Genomic DNA, 19,433 nt, shown 5'->3' with positions numbered 1-19,433 from the left:
AGCCAGCCGCACGGACGACGAGACCCCGCCGTGCGCGTGGGGCACGGCGGGGTCTCGGGGATGATGCGGAAGTCAGGCGTCCAGACGCAGAAGCCAGCCGTGGGTGTCGTCGCGGCGACCGTACTGGATGTCGGTGAGCTCCTCGCGAAGCGACAGCGCGAGCTCGCCGAGCGGCTGCGGCTCGTCGAAGCCCTCGCCGACCAGCGCGCCGATCGGCGTCACGACGGCGGCGGTGCCGCACGCGAAGACCTCGACGATGTCGCCGGAAGCGACGCCTTCGCGCCACTCGTCGATCGAGATGGGTCGTCTCTCGACCGTGTAGCCGCGGTCCTCGGCGAGCTGCAGCAGGGAATCGCGCGTGATCCCGTCGAGGATGCTGTCGGACTCGGGGGTCACGATGCGGCCGTCCTTGAACACGAACACCACGTTCATGCCGCCGAGCTCCTCGACGTTGCGCTTCTCGTCGAGGAACACGACCTGGTCGCAGCCCTTCGCGCTGGCCTCGCTCTGCGCGAGCAGGCTGGAGGCGTAGTTGCCCCCGGTCTTGGCCTTGCCGGTGCCGCCCTTGCCTGCCCGGGCGTAGTCCTCGGAGAGCCAGATGCGCACGGGCTTCACGCCGCCGCTGAAGTACGCGCCCGCCGGGCTCGCGATCACGTAGTACGCGACCTTCTGCGCGGCGCGGACACCGAGGAAGGCCTCCTTGGCGAACATGAACGGACGCAGGTAGAGGCTCTGGTCGGCTCCGGAGGGCACCCATCGGCCATCCACCGCGACGAGCTCGCGGAGCGACTGGATGAAGTACTCGGTGGGCAGTTCGGGCAGTGCCAGCCGACGCGCACTGGCCTGCAGACGTGCGGCGTTGCGGTCGGGGCGGAAGGTGTGGATCGAGCCGTCCTCGTGACGGTAGGCCTTGATGCCCTCGAAGATCTCCTGACCGTAGTGCAGCACGGAGGCTGCGGGGTCGAGCGGGATCGGGCCGTACGGCTGCACGCGCGGACGATGCCACCCGCCCTTGACCGACCAGCAGATGTCGACCATGTGATCGGTGAACACCACGCCGAAGCCCGGGTCCTCGTGGACCTCGGCGACGCGTGCGGGCGTGGCCGCGCTCAGATTCTTCCTGACCAGGAACTCCAGCGGAGTCGTGGCGGTCTCGGCATCGATGGTCGTCATCTCGTCATCCATTCCTCGTGCGGCGCGCAACCTCGCGCGGGTCCAGCCTACGCCCGTCGTTCAGAGCAGTGCGGTGATCGCGGAGCCGACGTCCGCCGTGGTGCGCGCACCCGTGCGGGTGGCGATGTCCGTCTCGACGGCGGCGCTCACCCGCGCCGCCTCGGCGGTGAGGCCGAGATGGTCGAGCAGCAGGGCCACCGACAGGATCGCCGCGGTGGGATCCGCCTTCTGCTGACCGGCGATGTCGGGGGCGGAGCCGTGCACCGGTTCGAACATCGACGGGAACGCACCGTCCGGGTTGATGTTCCCGGAGGCCGCGAGACCGATCCCCCCGGTGACCGCGCCGGCGAGATCGGTGAGGATGTCCCCGAACAGGTTGTCGGTCACGATGACGTCGAAACGCGAGGGGTCGGTGACGAGGAAGATGGTCGCGGCATCCACGTGCAGATAGTCGACCGTGACGTCGGGGTGCGCGGCGGCGACCTCGTTCACGATGCGCTGCCAGATCGCCCCGGCGTGCACCAGCACGTTGGTCTTGTGCACGAGCGTGACCTTCTTTCCGCGACGCTCGGCGAGGTCGAACGCGTAGCGGACGACCCGCTCGACCCCGAAGGCCGTGTTGACGGAGGTCTCGTTCGCCACCTCGTGCGGTGTGCCCGTGCGGATCGCCCCGCCGTTGCCGACGTAGGGCCCCTCGGTGCCTTCGCGGACCACGACGAAGTCGATCTCGCCGGGGTTCGACAGCGGTCCCGGCGCGCCCGCGAACAGCTTCGAGGGACGCAGGTTCACGTAGTGGTCGAGTGTGAAACGGAGCTTCAGGAGCAGTCCGCGCTCGATGTTCGCGTCCTTGAGGCGCGGGTCGCCTGGCGTGCCGCCCACCGCGCCGAGCAGGATCGCGTCATGACCGGCGATCGCCTGCAGGTCGTCGTCCGTCAGGGTGTCGCCCGTCTCGAGATAGCGGGCAGCGCCCAGCGAGAAGCGGGTCTTGTCGAAGGTGACCTCCGACGACGCGGTCACCGCGTCGAGCACCTTCTCGGCCTCGGCGACGACCTCGGGGCCGATTCCGTCGCCGGGGATGACCGCCAGCTTCACGACACGCGACATGACTCTCCTTGCACCGGGATGGACCGGCTCGCGCGCGGACGGATGCCGAGCGGGCCGGTCCTCCCAGCGTACTGGTCAGTGCGTGGGGGCCTTGCGCAGTGTGACGGCCGCGATCGCGCCGGCCAGCACGACCAGGCCGGCACCGATCAGCGAGGTCACCATCACTCCGGAGCCGAACGCCGCGGATGCCGCCTCCCACAGTGCCGTCCCGAGAGCATCGGGAAGTCCCTGCGCGGCGGTGTACGCCCCGGCCAGTGTCTCCTCGGCGGCGCGCGCGGCGTCGGCGGGCACGCCCGCGGGCACGACGAGCGCTCCGCGGTAGAACGCGGTGATAAGACCGCCCAGCACCGCGGTACCGAGGACCGCGCCGAGCTCGTAGGCCGTCTCGGACACCGCGCTCGCGGCGCCCGCCTTCTCGGCCGGGGCGCTGGAGAGGATGAGCTCGTTCGAGATCGTCTCCGCGCCGCCGATCCCGATGCCCAGCACGACGAAAGCGATGATCAACGGCGCGACGCCGTGATCGGAGGTCGTGAACGCCACCAGCAGGTATCCGGCCAGCGAGAACACGAGCCCCACCGGCACGAGGATGTGCGGGCGGACCCGCCGCGAGATCGGCACCACCGAGAGGCCCGCCACGATCATCGCCAGCATTCCGGGCACGAGCGCGGCACCCGCGGTCATCGGGGAGAGACCGAGCACGAGCTGCAGATGCTGCGACACGAAGTACAGGAAGCCGACCAGCGCGACCACGCTCAGCAGGTTCACGAGGATCGCTCCGGAGAACGACCCGCGACGGAAGAGGGCCATGTCGAGCATCGGCACGTCGGCGGAGAGCTGACGCCGCACGAAGAGGTAGCCCATCACGACTCCGAGCAGCGCCCAGGCGCCCGCGGTGAGGCTGGGACCGTCGACCGCCAGCGACTTGATCGCGTAGACGATCGGGATCATCGCGGCCATCGACAGCACGATGCTGACGAGGTCGATGCGGCCGGGGTTCGGGTCACGGCTCTCGGGCACCAGCAGCGGAGCGGTGACGAGCAGCGGGATGAGCACCGGCACGGCGATGAGGAACACGGAGCCCCAGTCGAAGTGCTCGAGCAGGAAACCCCCGACGATCGGGCCGAGGGCCGATCCCGCCGAGAACGCCGAGGCCCAGACCGCGATCGCCAGTCGCCGCTGGTCGCGGTTGCGGAAGATCGACCGCAGCAGCGACAGCGTCGACGGCATGAGCATGGCGCCGAAGAGGCCGAGCAGCGCGCGGGCCGCGATCAGCAGCCCGGCTGTCGGGGCGAAGGCCGCCAGCGCCGACACGGCAGCGAAACCGGTGGCGCCGATGAGGAGCATCCTGCGGCGACCGAAGCGGTCCCCCAGCGTGCCCATCGTGACGAGGAGCCCCGCGAGGACGAGCGGGTACACGTCGATGATCCACAGCTGCTCTGCGCCGGTGGGGGCGAGCGCGATCGAGATCTCGGGCAGCGCGAAGCTCAGCACCGTGTTGTCGACCGACACGAGGAGCACAGGCAGCATCAGGACTACGAGCGCGGCCCAGCCGCGGGCCCCGACGCGGGGGGCATCCGTCTCTGTCATCGGGATCGACGCAGTGCGGGACATGGAACACCTCTCAGGAACGTGACGGCCTGATTACTAAACCGTCCAGATGGTATAGTAACAGAATCGTCATCTCCACGCGTTACGGTGAAGGACGACGAACAGAGGACCCCCATGCCCCGACCGCCCCTGGCCCGCGAACGTGTGCTGGACGCATTCGAGTCGATCGTGATCGAAGACGGCGAACGCGCCGCGACGCTCGAGGCCACCGCCCGCGCCGCCGGGGTCTCGAAGGGTGGCCTGCTCTACCATTTCGCCTCGAAGGACGATCTGGCCGCAGGCCTGCTGGAGCGACTCGACGCCCTCACCACCACCGACCTCGAGCGGATGACGACAGCCGAAGAGGGACCCGTCGCGTACTACGTGCGCACGTCCGTGATGGAGGACGACGCACTGGATCGCGCCCTGATCGCCGCGACCAGGCTCGCCCAGGGCGGCTCGGCCCCGGCCGCCGACGCGCTGCGCAGGAATCGCGACCGATGGGAGGACACCATCCGTCCCCATGTGCGGGATGCGGCGAGCCTCGACCTCGTCATGCTGCTGAGCGACGGCCTCTACTTCAACAACTCGCTCGACGTGCACGGACCGGAACGACTGGTCCCCCGCAGCGACGAGCTCTCCGACCTGATCGCGCTCGTGCTGCGCGCGACGGCACCCTGACGCACGGCCTCACACGCAGAGAGCGGGAAGGCCGCCTCTCGGCCGCCCTCCCGCTCCGCTGATGCAGGGACTCCCCCGCTCAGACCTCGGTGATCTCGATCTGACGGAACAGGTCGGCGTCGATCGAGTCGCGCACGTCGTCGAGCAGCTCGTCTGAGACGGGCGAATCCAGCGTGAGGACGCTGAGCGCCTGGTCTCCCGCACCGAGGCGCGAGATCTGCATGCCGGCGATGTTGATGCCGGCCTCACCGAACTTCTGCCCGTACACGGCGACGATTCCCGGACGATCGGTGTAGAGCATCACGACGTGGTGCTTCTCGATCGGCAGCTCGAGCGCGTGGTCGTTGATGGCGACCAGCTTCTCGGACTGCTTCGGACCTGTCAGGGTGCCGGAGACCGAGAGCTGCGACCCGTCAGACAGCGCTCCGCTGAGGGTGATCACGTTGCGGTACTCGTCGCTCACGTCGTCCTTCAGCAGACGCACGGCGATGCCGCGCTGCTCGGCGAGCAGAGGCGCGTTGACGTATGAGACCGTCTCGCTCACGATGTTCGTGAAGACGCCCTTGAGGGCCGCGAGCTTGAGCACGCTGACGTCATACTCGTTCAGCTCGCCGTGCACCTCGACGTCGAGGCTCGTGAGCGGCGAGGTCGAGAGGGCGGCGAAGATCTGTCCGAGCTTCTCGACGAGCGAGATGCCGGGGCGGACGTAGGGGTCGATCACGCCGCCGGCGACGTTGACGGCATCCGGCACGAGGTCGCCGCCCAGGGCCAGACGCACCGAGCGGGCGACGGACACGCCGGCCTTCTCCTGTGCCTCCTCCGTGCTGGCTCCGAGGTGCGGAGTGACGACCACGTTCGGCAGGTCGAGCAGCGGACGCGCCGTGCCGCCCTCGGCCGGGGGCTCGGAGGTGAACACGTCGAGACCCGCGCCGGCGATCTCGCCCGCGACGAGGGCTGCGTGCAGCGCCTCCTCATCGATCAGCCCGCCGCGAGCGACGTTGACGACGAACGCGGTCGGCTTCATGGCTGCGAACTGCTCGGCACCGATCATGCCGGTGGTCTCGGGGGTCTTCGGCATGTGGATCGTCAGGAAGTCGGACTCGGCGACGAGCTCGTCGAGCGACAGCAGCTGGACGCCCAGCTGCTGCGCGCGCGCCGACGTGACGTAGGGGTCATAGGCGACGACACGCATGTCGAACGCGGCGAGACGGGCCGCGACGAGAGCGCCGATGCGACCGAGGCCGACGATGCCGACGGTCTTCTCGAAGAGCTCGGCGCCCGTGAAGGAGCTGCGCTTCCAGTCGCCGGCCGCGAGCGACGCGTGCGCGGCAGGGATGCGGCGGGCGAGGCTGAGGATGTGTCCCACGGTGAGCTCGGCGGCCGAGACGATGTTGGAGGTCGGGGCGTTGACCACCATGACGCCCGCGGTTGTCGCGGCCTTGATGTCGACGTTGTCGAGGCCGACACCCGCGCGGGCGACGACCTTGAGGTTCGGCGCATGGGTCAGCGCCTCCTCGTCGATCTGCGTCGCCGACCGGATGAGCACGGCATGGGCGTCGGCGAGCGCGGCGAACAGCGCCTCGCGGTCGGTGCCGTCGACGTTGCGCACGTCGAAGTCGGGACCGAGGGCCTCGATGGTGGCAGGAGAGAGAACTTCGGCGATGAGCACGACGGGCTTCGGCACAGGGATCCTTCGGGGCAGCGCGACAGGGGGCCGATGCGCCGCACACCATGGGGGCGCGATCACGTCAACTGTACCCGAGGGCTCCGGCTGCTCCGTGCCGTATGACGGGGGCGGTCAGGGGGCGACCGTCACCAGATCCGACATGTTGAGGATGCTGTAGCCGATCAGGCTCAGCCAGAACACCGCCACCACGCCCAGACCCGCGAGCAGGACGAGACCGAGCTCTGCGGCGCGGCGGCGCCTGCCGATCACGTAGGCGAACACGAACACGAGCGCCGGGAAGACCACTCCGAAGCCCAGCGTCAGCCAGCCGACGCCGGTGAGTCCGCTCTGCGCCATCGAGACGAGATGCGCCACGGCGTTCCAGATCGCGTAGGCGTAGAAGAGGCCCGCCAGTCCCAGCACGAGAGCGCTGAGCCACTTCGGCGACGGCGAGGAACGCGGCGCGTCGATCTGCTGCGCGGTCATGATCCGATCACCCCCACGGTCACGAAGGGCCAGGGCACGAGAAGCACGACCCCGAGGAGCAGGAGCGCGACGCGGATCCAGCCTGCCCTCGCGCGGGTCAGCACCCACACGGCGAGGAACCACAGCGCGGGGGCGGCGACGGCGAGCACGAACCACGGCACGTACATGGCATCGGCGACGATCAGATTGGCGAGAGGCTTGAGCCTCATGCCGCCCACGACCCATCCGATGCTGTAGAGCAGGTAGACGCCGCCGATGACTCCGAGAGTCAGGAGCATCCCCGTGCTGAGCGCTGGACGCTCGTCTTCGTCCTCGTTCTGGGGGCGCCCGACGTCGGCGCTCCCCCTGCCGACGGCATTCCATCCCTCGGGCAAGGTGGGGTCGTCGGCGGGGCGCTCGCTCGACGCAGTCGCAGCAGACCCCGAGGGCGTCCGCGCGGGCTTCTTCCGAACAGGCTCCCCACGAGCACTGCCCTCATCGCCATCCCAGCTCAGCGCATCGTCGGAATCGGAATTCATGCCCCCAGCGTAGAACACGTCGTCCACTATGCTCAGGGCATCCGGGCCACCGGGGCCCGCGTCCGGAGGGATCACCGTGGCCGAGCAGAGCAAGAGTGACGAGTCGTCGGACCCGACCGACCAGGTCCGGGATCCGTCCGCCGGATGGATGCCGACCGCCGCGGCGCGGTCGACGGCGACCACCTACCGCTGGATCGCCGTCGCCGTCTGGGTTCTCGCGATCGCGGCGGAAGCGGTGGCCATCTTCTGGCTCCTGCGTCAGCGCGAGTTCGTCGGTGCCGACGGGACTCTCGTGCGCGATCCCGACACGGGACTCCTCGAGGCGCAGGGCGCCACCGCGCAGTTCCCGCAGTGGGCCTTCATCGCACTCCTCGTGCTGCTCGTCGTGATCGCCGCACTCGCGATCACCGGCTCGATCCTCTGGAAGAAGGCGAACCGCCTCGACCCTGCGCGTCGGGCGGAGACCCTGCGGTTCTTCGTGCAGAACCAGCTCGGCGCGATCATCGCGATCATCGCCTTCCTGCCGCTGATCATCCTCATCTTCCTGAACAAGGACATGGACAAGGGCCAGAAGGCCACGGCAGGCATCGTCGGCATCGTGCTCGCCGTGATCGCCGCGGTGATCGGCGTCGACTTCTCGCCGCCGTCGGTCGAGAAGTACACGGCCGATCAGTCGGCGGTGATCCAGCTGCTCGGCGAGGACGAGGTGGTCTGGGTCGACGGCGGATCGGTCTACCACGTGTGCGACAGCGTCTCCGACATCCAGACCGGAAGCGAGAAGCGCACCGGAACGACCGCGCAGGCGGTGGAGGCGGGCAAGATCCGCCTGACGCTCAAATTCGCCTCCGAGCTGAAGGCCTGCGGACTCGCCGTGCCGCAGAACGCCGACGAGATCGAAGATGCACTGCGCGAGATCCAGGGCGGGGCGGTGGACACCGTCCTCCCGGCGCCCGTGTGGACGAACGGGGAAGACGCGCCTCCCGTGATCGACGACGCTCCGGCCGAGTAGCACCGCCGGACGCGGTCGTGCGGACGACAGAACGGGCACCCCCGAAGGGATGCCCGTTCTGTCGTGCGTGAGTCGTCGGATCAGCGTGCGGCGCTGCCGTCGACGTAATCCTCATCCTGCTGCTTCCAGGCGAAGAGCGAGCGGAGCTCCTTGCCGGTGGCCTCGATGGGGTGCGTCTCCTCCTTGGCACGCAGCGCGAGGAACTCCTCCGCGCCGTTGTCCTGGTCGTCGATGAAGCGCTTGGCGAAGGCGCCGTTCTGGATGTCGGCGAGGATCGCCTTCATCGACTCCTTGACCTCGGGGGTGACGACGCGCGGACCGGAGACGTAGTCGCCGTACTCGGCCGTGTCGGAGACCGACCAGCGCTGCTTGGCGATGCCGCCCTCCCACATGAGGTCGACGATGAGCTTCAGCTCGTGCAGCACCTCGAAGTACGCGATCTGCGGCTGGTAGCCCGCCTCGGTCAGCGTCTCGAAGCCGGCCTGCACGAGGTGGCTGACGCCACCGCACAGCACGGCCTGCTCGCCGAACAGGTCGGTCTCGGTCTCTTCGGTGAAGGTGGTCTTGATGACACCCGCACGGGTGCCGCCGATCGCCTTCGCGTACGACAGCGCGGTCGCCCAGGCGTTGCCCGAGGCGTCGCGCTCGACCGCGATGATGTCGGGGATGCCACGGCCGGCGACGAACTCGCGACGAACCGTGTGGCCGGGAGCCTTCGGAGCGACGAGGATCACGTCGACGCCCTCGGGGGCGTCGATGTAGCCGAAGCGGATGTTGAATCCGTGCGCGAACGCGAGGGTCTTGCCCTCGGCCAGGTTCGGGGCGATCGACTCGCTGTAGATCGTGCGCTGGTGCTGGTCGGGCGCGAGGATCATGATGAGGTCGGCCCACTGGGTCGCCTCCGCGACGGTCTTGACCGCGAAACCGGCCTCCTCCGCCTTCGGCGCCGACTTCGAGCCCTCCTTGAGGGCGATCGCGACCTCGACGCCCGAGTCGCGAAGGTTCTGCGCGTGCGCGTGACCCTGCGAGCCGTAGCCGACGATCGCGACCTTCTTGCCCTGGATGATCGACAGATCGGCGTCTGCGTCGTAGAAGATCTCGGTGCTCACTGGTTTCTCTCCTTGATTGGGTGTTCGTGTACGTGTGTGATGTCTGATCAGCCGCGCAGGACGCGCTCGGTGATGCTCTTGCCGCCGCGACCGATCGCGAGGAGCCCCGACTGGGCGATCTCCTTGATGCCGAAAGGCTCGAGGGCCCGCAGCAGCGCATCGACCTTGCCCCGATCGCCGGTGACCTCGATCACGAGCGCATCGGATGCGTAGTCCACGACGGAGGCGCGGAACAGGTTCGCCACCTCGATGACGTTCGACCGCGTCGCGTTGTCGGTGCGCACCTTGACGAGCATGTGCTCGCGCTGCACGGACGTCGGGAAGTCGAGCTCGACGATCTTGATGACGTTGATCAGCTTGTTGAGCTGCTTGGTCACCTGCTCGAGGGGCAGCTCATCGAGGTCGACGACCACCGTGATGCGCGAGATGCCGGGCACCTCGGTGACGCCCACCGCGAGCGAGTCGATGTTGAAGCCGCGACGGGCGAAGAGCCCTGCGACACGGGTCAGCAGACCCGGGGTGTTCTCCACGAGGAGGCTCAGCACGTGAGTCGACATGGTCAGTCCTCCTCGTCGAAGGCGGGCGCGTGCTCGCGGGCGTACTGGACGTAGCTGTTGCTGACGCCCTGCGGAACCATCGGCCACACCATGGAGTCGGCGCTGACCACGAAGTCGATGACCACCGGACGATCGTTCGTCTCGAGGGCGAGCGTGATCGCGGCGTCCACCTCCTCCTCCTTCTCCACCCGGATCGCGAGGCAGCCGTAGGCCTCGGCCAGCTTCACGAAGTCGGGGATGCGCACGGTGCCGTGGCCCGTGTTCAGATCGGTGTTCGAGTGACGGCCGTCGTAGAACAGCGTCTGCCACTGGCGCACCATGCCCAGCGAGGAGTTGTTGATGATCGCGACCTTGATCGGGATGTTGTTGATCGCGCAGGTCGCGAGTTCCTGATTGGTCATCTGGAAGCATCCGTCGCCGTCGATCGCCCACACCGTGCGGTGGGGCTCGGCGACCTTGGCGCCCATGGCCGCGGGAACCGAGTAGCCCATCGTGCCCGCTCCCCCGGAGTTCAGCCAGGAGTTGGGGCGCTCGTACTTGATGAACTGGGCCGCCCACATCTGGTGCTGACCGACGCCGGCCGCGTAGATCCCCTCGGGCCCCGTGAGCTCTCCGATGCGCTGGATCACGTGCTGGGGTGCCAGCAGACCGTCGGTGGTCGGCGCATACCCGAGCGGGAACTCGGTGCGCAGCCCGTCGAGGTACGACCACCACTCCTCGGTGTCGGGAGTCGTCGTGCTCGTCGCGGTGCGGAAGGCGGACTCGAGGTCGACCATCACGTCGCGGACGTCGCCCACGATCGGGACGTCGGCCATGCGGATCTTCGAGATCTCGGCGGGGTCGATGTCGACGTGCACGACCTTCGCGTTCGGTGCGAACAGCGCGGCCTTGCCCGTCACGCGGTCGTCGAACCGCGCGCCGAGCGACACGATGAGGTCTGCTTCCTGCAGCGCCAGCACGGCCGGGACCGTGCCGTGCATTCCCGGCATGCCGAGGTGCTGCTGGTGGGAGTCCGGGAAGGCGCCGCGGGCCATCAGGGTCGTGACGACCGGTGCGTTGGTCGTCTCGGCCAGCGCGAGCAGCTCCTTCGACGCGCGGCCGCGGATCACACCGCCGCCCACGTAGAGCACGGGCTTCTTGGCGTCGGCGAGAAGAGCGGCCGCGGCCTGGATCTGCTTGCCGTGCGCCTTGGTCACCGGTCGGTAGCCGGGCAGGTCGATCTTGGCGGGCCAGATGAACGGCGCGATCGCCTGCTGGGCGTCCTTGGTGATGTCGACCAGAACCGGTCCGGGACGCCCCGTGGAGGCGATCTCGTAGGCGGCCGCGATGGCACCGGGGATCTCGGACGCGTCCTTCACGAGGAAGGAGTGCTTGGTCACCGGCATCGTGATGCCGACGATGTCCGCCTCCTGGAAGGCGTCCGTCCCCATGAGGGTCGAGAACACCTGCCCGGTGATGGCCAGCAACGGCACGGAGTCCATGTACGCGTCGGCGATCGCGGTGACGAGGTTCGTGGCCCCGGGGCCCGAGGTCGCGATGCAGACGCCGACCTTGCCGGAGGAGGAGGCGTACCCCTCTGCGGCGTGCCCGGCTCCCTGCTCGTGGCGGACGAGGATGTGACGGAGGTCCTTCGCGTCCATGAGCGGGTCGTAGACGGGGAGGATGGCGCCGCCGGGAAGCCCGAAGACATCGGTGATGCCGAGGAGCTCGAGCGTACGGACCACGGCCTCGGCGCCTGTGATCTCCGGCGCGGCCGACTTGGGTGCGGGGGGCCTCGGCACAGCCGAGACGGTGTCAGCAGTCATGAGATTCCTTCTGATGGTCTGGTGGCGACGTCGGAAGCCGGAGGCCGACGCGGATCAGCCGGTCGTCGCGCCTTCGGCGGCGGACCGCACCAGGCGCGAGTACTTGGCAAGGACGCCACGGGTATAGCGCGGGGGTAGCGGCTCCCAGCCAGAACGGCGGGAGGCGAGCTCCGCCTCGTCGACGAGTAGGTCGAGAGAGCGAGCTGCGATATCGACCCGTATCAGATCACCATCGCGCACGAAGGCGATAGGACCTGCGTCCACCGCTTCGGGTGCTATGTGGCCGATGCACAGGCCGGTTGTGCCGCCTGAGAATCGTCCGTCAGTCAAGAGTAGTACATCTTTTCCGAGCCCTGCGCCCTTGATGGCCGCGGTGATCGCGAGCATCTCGCGCATGCCGGGTCCGCCCTTCGGACCCTCGTAACGGATCACGATCACGGTGCCCGCCTCGATCTCGCCGTTCGCCACGGCATCCATCGCCGCGCGCTCGCGCTCGAAGACCCGTGCGGGGCCTTCGAAGACCGCGGCATCGAAGCCCGCGGTCTTGACGACGGCGCCCTCAGGAGCCAGCGAGCCGTGCAGGATCGTCAGGCCGCCGGTCGCGTGGATCGGGTTGTCGAAGGTGTGGATGACCTCGCCGTCGATCGGCTGCGGGTCGAGGTCCGCGAGGTTCTCCGCCAGAGTCTTGCCGGTGACGGTGAGGGCATCGCCGTGCAGCAGCCCCTCGTCGAGCATCGCCTTCATGATCACCGGGATGCCGCCGTGGCGGTCGACGTCGTTCATGACGTACTTCCCGAACGGCTTCATGTCGGCGACGTGCGGCACCTTGTCGCCGATGCGGTTGAAGTCGTGCAGCGAGAGGTCGATCTCCGCCTCACGGGCGATCGCGAGCAGGTGCAGCACCACGTTGGTCGAGCCGCCGAGTGCCATCGCGAGGGCGATCGCGTTCTCGAACGCCTCCTTGGTGAGGATGTCACGGGTCGTGATCCCCTGGCGGAGCAGGTTGACGACGGCTTCGCCCGAGCGGTGCGCGAAGTAGTCGCGACGCCGGTCGGCCGCGGGCGGCGCAGCCGATCCCGGCAGGCTCAGACCGAGCGCTTCGGCGACGGATGCCATCGTGTTGGCGGTGTACATGCCACCGCAGGCGCCCTCGCCGGGGGCGATCGCGCACTCGATGCGCTTGAGGTCCTCTTCGCTCATGAGCCCGGCGCGGCAGGCGCCGACGGCCTCGAACGAGTCGATGATCGTGACGTCCTTCTCGGTGCCGTCGGAGAGCTTGACCCACCCCGGAGCGATCGATCCCGCGTACAGGAACACGCTCGACAGGTCCAGACGGGCGCTGGCCATCAGCATGCCGGGGATCGACTTGTCACAGCCGGCCAGCAGGACGGATCCGTCGAGCCGCTCGGCCATCATCACGGTCTCGACCGAGTCGGCGATGACCTCGCGCGACACGAGGGAGAAGTGCATCCCCTCGTGTCCCATCGAGATGCCGTCCGACACGGAGATGGTGCCGAACTGCAGCGGGTAGCCGCCGCCCGAGTGCACGCCTTCCTTGGCGCCCTGCGCCAGACGGTCGAGGCTCAGGTTGCAGGGCGTGATCTCGTTCCAGCTGGACGCGATGCCGATCTGCGGCTTGTCCCAGTCCGCGTCTCCCATGCCGACGGCACGGAGCATGCCTCGGGAGGTCGTCGCTTCGATGCCGTCGGTGACGACACGACTGCGGGGCTTGATGTCGATGGGCGCGCTGCTGGAGGGATCATGCGAGGACATGACGGAAGTCTATTCCCGCCGAGAGGCGCGCTCGTCCGCGAGCGCCTCCAGAAGCTGGGCCATCTCTTGTGGATTCCCCACACGGAGCACGGCGGCGCTGTCCCCCGGGCCCACGCGCACGCCGAGATCTCCGTCGGTCAGCACCCGCATCGCGTCCTCGTCGGTGACGTCGTCGCCGGCGAACAGGATGCCGGTCGCATCGAACCGCTCGCGGAGGGCCGCCATCGCGGCATCCTTGCCCTCGGTGCGCGACGAGAACTCGAGCACACGGTGTCCGGCGCGTCGACGCCAGTGCGGGAAGCGTTCGGCGACGAGCGCGTCGATCTCGGCGAACACCTCTTTCTCGACCTCCCCGGTCGCGGTGCGGGTGTGCACGCCCATCCCGAACGTCTTGGGCTCGAACTCGGCGCCCTCGTGACGATCGATGATGGGCCGCGCAGCCGCCCACAGCTCCTCGCGGTCACCCTCGGCGGTGTCCGGCCCCGTCGCGTCGGCCTCGCCCGTTCCGGGGAACCAGTACTGGGCGCCATGGGAGCCTGCGAGAGCGATGGGCGAGTCGTCGGTGTGCTCCGTGATCTCACGGAGGTCGTGCATGCTGCGCCCCGAGACGTAGGCGACGATCGTGTCGGGCATCGCCGCGAGTCGCGCGACCTGGGCCGCCACCTCCGGCAGTGCGCGTGCCGCCATCGGGTCGGGGACGAGCGGTGACGCCGTGCCGTCGAAATCGAGGGCGACGACGAGTCGCGGCGTCGCGGCGATCGCACGAAGCGCCTCATCGGCGGTTCCGGGGGTCCAGGTACGGGTCACAGGGTCTCCAATCGAGGCGGGTCCCTCCAGTATGGATGCCGCGGTCAGGACCCGCGGACCTCCGCGAGCGCACGCAGGAACGACGACGACCAGGCGTTCACGTCGTTCTCGAGCACGCGCCGACGCAGCGACCGCATCCGCTTGCCCTGCTCCGACGGAGTCATCTCGACCGCCGTCATGATCGCGTCCTTGAGGCCCGCGATATCGTGCGGATTGACCCGCACCGCCTGACGCAGCTCGTCCGCGGCACCGGTGAACTCGCTGAGCACGAGCACCCCGCGGTTGTCCGCCCTGGTCGCGACGTACTCCTTCGCGACCAGGTTCATGCCGTCACGCAGCGCCGTCACGAGCATGACGTCGGCGGCGAGATACAGCGCGACCATCTCTTCACGCGGGTAGCCCTGATGCAGGTAGCGGATGGCGGTGTGGCCCATCGTGTCGTGGTCGCCGTTGATCCGGCCCACCGCGAGCTCGATCTCGTCCCGCAGGTGCACATAGGCGTCCACCCGCTCCCGACTCGGACTGGCGACCTGCACGAAGGTGATGTCCTCGACGCTCAGGATGCCGTCGTCGAGCAGCTCCCCGTAGGCCTTGATGCGGTGCCGGATGCCTTTGGTGTAATCGAGTCGATCGACGCCGAGCAGGATCTTCTTGGGGTTGCCGAGGCTGGCGCGGATCTCGGCCGCACGAGCCCGCACCTCGGGGCGTGCGGCGAGTTCGAGGTACGGCTCGGTGTCGATGGAGATCGGGAACGCCTTCGCCAGGGCGGTGCGCGTGCCGCCGTCGGGCGTGGGAACGGCGACCGCGGATCCCTTGACCTCGTGGCGCAGCCGCCGCCGCACGGCGGTGAGGAAGTACGTCGCGTCCTGCGCGCGCTGGAAGCCGATGACGTCGGCGCCCAGCAGACCGGTGAGCACCTGGTCTCGCCACGGCAGCTGCGCGTACAGGCCGTGGGCCGGGAACGGGATGTGGTGGAAGTAGCCGATCGTCACGTCGTCCCGCAGCTCGCGGACCATCTGCGGCACGAGCTGCAGCTGGTAGTCGTGCACCCAGACCGTGGCGTTCGGCGCTGCCACGGAGGCCGCGGCCTCGGCGAAGCGCCGGTTGACCTTGACATAGGCGTCCCACCATTCGCGGTGGTACTGGGGCGGCGCGATCACATCATGGTACAGCGGCCAGATCGTGTCGTTCGCGAAGCCCTCGTAGTAGTCGGCCACTTCTTCCGCGCTGAGCGCGACGGGCACGAGGTCGATGCCGTTGATCTCGAAGCGGTCGAGGTGCACATCCGGCTGGCCGGGCCATCCCACCCACGCGCCGTGCGCAGTGCGCATCATCGGCTCGAGGGCCGCGACGAGTCCGCCGGGCGACGTCCGCCACTCTTCCACGCCGTCGATGCCCACGACCCGGTCTACGGGCAGTCGGTTGGCGACGACGACGAATTCTGCGTCTGACATGGCGAGATCTCCTGACGCTGGAAGGTGTGCTTCTCAGGCTACCGAAGCTCAGACCGAGGCTACGCGAGGTTCGGCGGCGCTCAGTCGCCAGTTGACAAGCCCCGCCGCGAACGCTACCGACGCGGCGATGATCGGGAGCACGAGCGCACTGGTCGTCCCTGCGCTCTCCGCGAGCTCTCCCGCGACCGCGGCCCCGAGCGACTGGCCGACGACGATGCCGGAGCCGAGCATGGTCATCACCGTCGCGGAGCGACCGAGCGGACTGCGCGCGGCCCCGAAGCTGTACTGGGTGACCAGGGTCGGGCCGATCCCGATCCCCATGATCGCGAGGGCGAGCATCATGAGCTCCGGGGTGTCGACGCGCAGCAGGAGCAGGCTCCCCCCGAGCAGGATGCCGGAGAACGCCAGCCAGCGCGCCCGCAGCGAGAACCGAGCGGGAAGCCAGGCCACGCCGAGCGCGAGGATGGCGGAGCCGACCCCCATGACCCCGTAGAGCAGGCCCGCCTGCTCGGGGGCGCCGCGGTCCGCCATGAAGGAGGTCAGCGCGGTGAGCATCGTCCCGAAGAACATGCCGACGCCGAGGATGCCGACGACGACGATGAGCACGCGCGGGGTGAAGAGCTCCGAGACCGCGGACGGCGCTCGTCCGTCGACGCCACGGTGCACCGAGACCACGCGTGCGCTCGGGTGCAGGGCGAAGGCGCCGACGAACACCACCGTCAGAGCGGCGGCTCCGATGAGCGGCGCCCAGGGCGCGAGCACGGAGGCGAGGATGCCGACGAGGAAAGGTCCGAAGACGAACACGGTCTCGTCGGCCGCGGACTCGTACGCCATGGTTCCCGATACCGTCCGGGGGCGCACGGCCTCCGGCATGCGGTCCGCGATCATCGTCACGAGCCGCGACCGCGACATGGGGGCGACCTGCGGTGCCGTCGCCCCGATGCCGAACGCGGAGACGAGGACCAGCGCGTCGGCCGCGCCCGTGTAGACGACGAGCGTGAAGACCACGAGCATCGCGCCGTTGGCGAGGGCGAGGATCAGCAGCACCGTGCGCTGGCCGAACCGGTCGGCCGCGGCGCCGAGCAGCGGACCGAAGCATGCGGTGCCGAGGCCCACCGCGGCGGAGGTGAGTCCGCCGAGCGACAGGGAGCCTCGCGCCGAGACGACGACCGTCAGGACGCCGACGACCATCATCGCGAACGGGAGGCGGGCGATGAACGCGATCAGGAAATAGGGAAGGCCCGCGATGCGGAGCAGTCCCGGCCCCTCTGCGGTCGAACGGGGTGAGCGCTGCGGGGTGGGGGTGACGTGACTCATCGTGGCTCTCGCGCGTCCGCGGACGCGGGGTCGGGTGCCGCCGCTGTCCGCCGGAGTGCCGGCGGCCGGTAGATACACGGATTGCGGCCGCGGACCAGCCGCGACTCCCCCATGATAGCGCGGCGATCCGAACGACGGCTGGGCGAGCGCTGCCGCATGCCAGGCGCGTCGCCCGGTTGTCAAGCAGGAGCGTCGACGGACTCGGCCGGGTAGCGTGAGGGTATGAACTACCTCACGGGTACCGGACTCCTCGGATCTCTCATGACCGGGGCGAACCTGCTCCGCGGCTCTCGCGAAACGAAGCTGACGTGGCGGTCCGCTCTCGCCTGGGTGAGCTGGGGCATCACGATGGCCCTCGCGATCGGCGCCGCGATCGATACGCGGCGCGCCAAGCAGGGTCGCCCGGTCTCGCCCGACTCCCCCGTCTACGCGAAGCAGCAGAAGCAGCAGGAGAAGGACGCGAAGAAGGGCATCAAGCCGATCAAGCGCTGATGCTCACCGGGTGAGGATCAGCGCCTCCCCCTGACCGCCGCCTCCGCACAAGGCCACCGCAGCCGTCCCCGCTCCCCGCCGCGCCAGTTCATGGGCGACGTGGACGACCAGTCGCGTCCCCGACGCGCCGATCGGGTGACCGATGGCGATGCCGCCGCCGTGGATGTTCACGATGTCGCTCGACAGCCTGAGTTCCGTCTGCGAGCGCGCGACGACCGCCCCGAACGCCTCGTTGATCTCGACGAGGTCGAGATCGGACGGCTCGATCCCCTGCTTCTCGCAGGCCCGCTTGATCGCGCGCGCGGGCTGCGCCTGCAGGGAGTTGTCCGGCCCCGCCGTCTGACCGCTGGCGCCGACGGCCACCAGCACAGGCCATCCGTGTCGATCCGCCGTCTCCCTGGTGGTCACCACGACCGCGGAGGCCCCGTCGGAGATCTGCGACGAGTTGCCCGCGGTGATGGATCCGCCTTCCGTGAAGGCCGCACGAAGCGTGCCCAGCGACTCGACCGTGGTGTCGGGACGGATGCCCTCGTCCGCCGTGACCGTCAGCGCCTCGCCCCGGCGCTGCGGCACCGAGACGGGAACGATCTCGTCGTCGAAGACCCCGGCGGCCTGCGCGGACGCGGCCCGCTGATGCGACAGCGCGGCGACCTCGTCCTGCGCACGGCGGGTGAGGTCGAAGCGGGCGTTGTGACGCTCGGTCGATGCCCCCATGCTCTCCTGGTCGTAGGCGTCGGTCAGGCCGTCGTACGCCATGTGGTCGAGAACCTCCACGCTGCCGTAGGTCCATCCGTCGCGCGAGCCCATGAGCAGGTGCGGTGCGCGGGTCATCGACTCCATGCCGGCCGCGACCACCACGGTGGCGTCTCCGGTGCGGATCATCCGTGCCGCGTCGATGATCGCCGTCAGCCCCGAGAGGCAGACCTTGTTCACCGAGTGCGCGGGGACGTCCCATCCGATGCCCGCGCCGATGGCCGCCTGCCTTGCGGCATTCTGCCCCGAGCCTGCGGCGAGCACCTGCCCCACGATCACGGCGTCGACGACGTCGGGCGGCACGGATGCCTGCTCCAGCGCGCCGCGGATCGCGAGGGCTCCGAGCTGCACCGCCGTGAAGCTCGCCAGCTGTCCCTTGAGGCGCCCCTGCGGGGTGCGGGCGGCGGCGACGATCACGATGTCGTGGTCGGCGGCCGGGTTCGTGGACCGGTCGGTCGATGTCATCTTCAGCTCTCCGTGTTCGTGTTCGTGTTCGTGTTCAGCAGGTCATCGGCGATGATCAGGGGAGGTTCGGTCGCGTCGACGACCTGCTCCACGCTCACGCCCGGTGCGGTCTCGACGAGCACGAGCCCTTCGCCGGTGACGTCGATCACGGCCAGATCGGTGATGATCCGGTCGACGACGCCGCGACCTGTGAGCGGCAGCGAACAGGAGTCGACGATCTTGGCGGATCCGTCCCGCGCCACATGCTCCATGAGGACGATGACGCGAGCGGCCCCGTGCACGAGGTCCATCGCACCGCCAGGACCCTTGACCATCTTCCCCGGGATCATCCAGTTCGCGAGGTCGCCCGTCGCCGACACCTGCATCGCCCCGAGGATGGCCGCGTCGATCTTGCCGCCTCGGATCATCCCGAAACTCGTCGCCGAGTCGAAGAACGCCGCCCCCGGACGCACGGTCACGGTCTCCTTACCGGCGTTGATGAGGTCGGGATCCACGGCGTCCTCGCGCGGATACGGGCCGACACCCAGAATGCCGTTCTCGGACTGCAGCACCACGGTGACCGCGTCGGGCACGTGATTGGGGACCAGCGTGGGCAGTCCGATCCCGAGGTTCACGTACGACCCGTCCTGCAGTTCTGCTGCCGCCCTCGCGGCCATCTCGTCTCGGGTGAGAGCCAT

At 69.0% G+C, this 19,433-nt stretch carries 18 protein-coding genes; 3 read left to right on the top strand and 15 right to left on the bottom strand.

The window, feature by feature from the left end:
- Positions 1 to 72 precede the first annotated feature (72 nt).
- The 3 genes from ASD43_RS10300 to ASD43_RS10290 form a co-directional block, all read right to left on the bottom strand.
- Positions 73 to 1,173 carry a branched-chain amino acid aminotransferase gene (locus ASD43_RS10300; RefSeq protein ID WP_056419459.1) on the bottom strand — a complete coding sequence of 367 codons (1,101 nt, stop codon included), beginning with the start codon at positions 1,171 to 1,173 and terminating at the stop codon, positions 73 to 75.
- A 60-nt stretch (positions 1,174 to 1,233) separates the two neighbouring features.
- Positions 1,234 to 2,277 carry a 3-isopropylmalate dehydrogenase gene (locus tag ASD43_RS10295; RefSeq protein WP_056416998.1) on the bottom strand — a complete coding sequence of 348 codons (1,044 nt, stop codon included), beginning with the start codon at positions 2,275 to 2,277 and terminating at the stop codon, positions 1,234 to 1,236.
- A 75-nt stretch (positions 2,278 to 2,352) separates the two neighbouring features.
- The gene (locus tag ASD43_RS10290; RefSeq protein WP_056416994.1) at positions 2,353 to 3,888 is read right to left on the bottom strand and encodes an MFS transporter; all 1,536 of its coding nucleotides are present in this window, start codon (positions 3,886 to 3,888) and stop codon (positions 2,353 to 2,355) included.
- Between the two features lie 111 nt (positions 3,889 to 3,999).
- Here ASD43_RS10290 and ASD43_RS10285 point away from each other — a divergent pair, with 111 nt between their 5' ends.
- Positions 4,000 to 4,545: a TetR/AcrR family transcriptional regulator gene (locus tag ASD43_RS10285; RefSeq protein WP_056416991.1), complete on the top strand. Its 546-nt coding sequence runs from the start codon at positions 4,000 to 4,002 to the stop codon at positions 4,543 to 4,545.
- Between the two features lie 79 nt (positions 4,546 to 4,624).
- On the opposite strand, the gene serA is transcribed toward ASD43_RS10285, so the two are convergent.
- The 3 genes from serA to ASD43_RS10270 form a co-directional block, all read right to left on the bottom strand.
- Positions 4,625 to 6,229 carry a phosphoglycerate dehydrogenase gene (gene serA, locus ASD43_RS10280; protein ID WP_045255280.1) on the bottom strand — a complete coding sequence of 535 codons (1,605 nt, stop codon included), beginning with the start codon at positions 6,227 to 6,229 and terminating at the stop codon, positions 4,625 to 4,627.
- A 114-nt stretch (positions 6,230 to 6,343) separates the two neighbouring features.
- Positions 6,344 to 6,697, bottom strand: a complete 354-nt coding sequence (locus ASD43_RS10275) for a hypothetical protein (protein ID WP_056416988.1) — start codon at positions 6,695 to 6,697, stop codon at positions 6,344 to 6,346.
- Positions 6,694 to 7,215, bottom strand: a complete 522-nt coding sequence (locus tag ASD43_RS10270) for a hypothetical protein (protein ID WP_056419456.1) — start codon at positions 7,213 to 7,215, stop codon at positions 6,694 to 6,696. Before ASD43_RS10270 ends, ASD43_RS10275 begins: the two co-directional genes overlap by 4 nt.
- A 76-nt stretch (positions 7,216 to 7,291) precedes the next feature.
- Here ASD43_RS10270 and ASD43_RS10265 point away from each other — a divergent pair, with 76 nt between their 5' ends.
- The gene (locus ASD43_RS10265; RefSeq protein WP_056416985.1) at positions 7,292 to 8,224 is read left to right on the top strand and encodes a hypothetical protein; all 933 of its coding nucleotides are present in this window, start codon (positions 7,292 to 7,294) and stop codon (positions 8,222 to 8,224) included.
- Positions 8,225 to 8,304: 80 nt separating this feature from the next.
- On the opposite strand, the gene ilvC is transcribed toward ASD43_RS10265, so the two are convergent.
- From ilvC to ASD43_RS10230, 7 genes are read right to left on the bottom strand one after another with little or no spacing between them, the layout of a single operon-like run.
- A complete protein-coding gene (ilvC, locus tag ASD43_RS10260) occupies positions 8,305 to 9,333 on the bottom strand; it encodes a ketol-acid reductoisomerase (protein WP_045255282.1) in 1,029 nt (342 codons plus the stop codon).
- Positions 9,334 to 9,380: 47 nt separating this feature from the next.
- Complete coding sequence (ilvN, locus tag ASD43_RS10255) at positions 9,381 to 9,890, bottom strand: acetolactate synthase small subunit (protein ID WP_045255283.1); 510 nt, start codon at positions 9,888 to 9,890, stop codon at positions 9,381 to 9,383.
- Positions 9,891 to 9,892: 2 nt separating this feature from the next.
- Positions 9,893 to 11,695 (bottom strand): acetolactate synthase large subunit, encoded by a 1,803-nt coding sequence (locus ASD43_RS10250; RefSeq protein WP_056416982.1) that lies wholly within the window; start codon positions 11,693 to 11,695, stop codon positions 9,893 to 9,895.
- Positions 11,696 to 11,749: 54 nt separating this feature from the next.
- Complete coding sequence (gene ilvD, locus ASD43_RS10245; protein WP_056416979.1) at positions 11,750 to 13,468, bottom strand: dihydroxy-acid dehydratase; 1,719 nt, start codon at positions 13,466 to 13,468, stop codon at positions 11,750 to 11,752.
- 9 nt (positions 13,469 to 13,477) lie between these two features.
- Positions 13,478 to 14,275, bottom strand: coding sequence for a trehalose-phosphatase (gene otsB, locus ASD43_RS10240; protein WP_056416975.1), 798 nt, complete (start codon positions 14,273 to 14,275; stop codon positions 13,478 to 13,480).
- Between the two features lie 44 nt (positions 14,276 to 14,319).
- Positions 14,320 to 15,729 carry an alpha,alpha-trehalose-phosphate synthase (UDP-forming) gene (locus ASD43_RS10235; protein ID WP_056416973.1) on the bottom strand — a complete coding sequence of 470 codons (1,410 nt, stop codon included), beginning with the start codon at positions 15,727 to 15,729 and terminating at the stop codon, positions 14,320 to 14,322.
- A gap of 48 nt (positions 15,730 to 15,777) precedes the next feature.
- Positions 15,778 to 17,046: an MFS transporter gene (locus ASD43_RS10230; protein WP_056416970.1), complete on the bottom strand. Its 1,269-nt coding sequence runs from the start codon at positions 17,044 to 17,046 to the stop codon at positions 15,778 to 15,780.
- Between the two features lie 222 nt (positions 17,047 to 17,268).
- Here ASD43_RS10230 and ASD43_RS10225 point away from each other — a divergent pair, with 222 nt between their 5' ends.
- Positions 17,269 to 17,538 carry a hypothetical protein gene (locus tag ASD43_RS10225; protein WP_056416967.1) on the top strand — a complete coding sequence of 90 codons (270 nt, stop codon included), beginning with the start codon at positions 17,269 to 17,271 and terminating at the stop codon, positions 17,536 to 17,538.
- Positions 17,539 to 17,541: 3 nt separating this feature from the next.
- Here ASD43_RS10225 and ASD43_RS10220 read toward each other — a convergent pair whose 3' ends face one another.
- Entirely contained in the window at positions 17,542 to 18,756 is a 1,215-nt protein-coding gene (locus ASD43_RS10220; protein WP_056416964.1) for an acetyl-CoA C-acetyltransferase, read from the bottom strand.
- Positions 18,757 to 18,758: 2 nt separating this feature from the next.
- The gene (locus tag ASD43_RS10215; protein WP_200946583.1) at positions 18,759 to 19,433 is read right to left on the bottom strand and encodes a 3-oxoacid CoA-transferase subunit B; all 675 of its coding nucleotides are present in this window, start codon (positions 19,431 to 19,433) and stop codon (positions 18,759 to 18,761) included.

Origin of the sequence: Microbacterium sp. Root553, assembly GCF_001426995.1 — a bacterium.
Taxonomy (GTDB): domain Bacteria; phylum Actinomycetota; class Actinomycetes; order Actinomycetales; family Microbacteriaceae; genus Microbacterium.
Note: the sequence above shows the minus strand (reverse complement) of the source record. Positions and strands in the feature narration are given on the sequence as shown.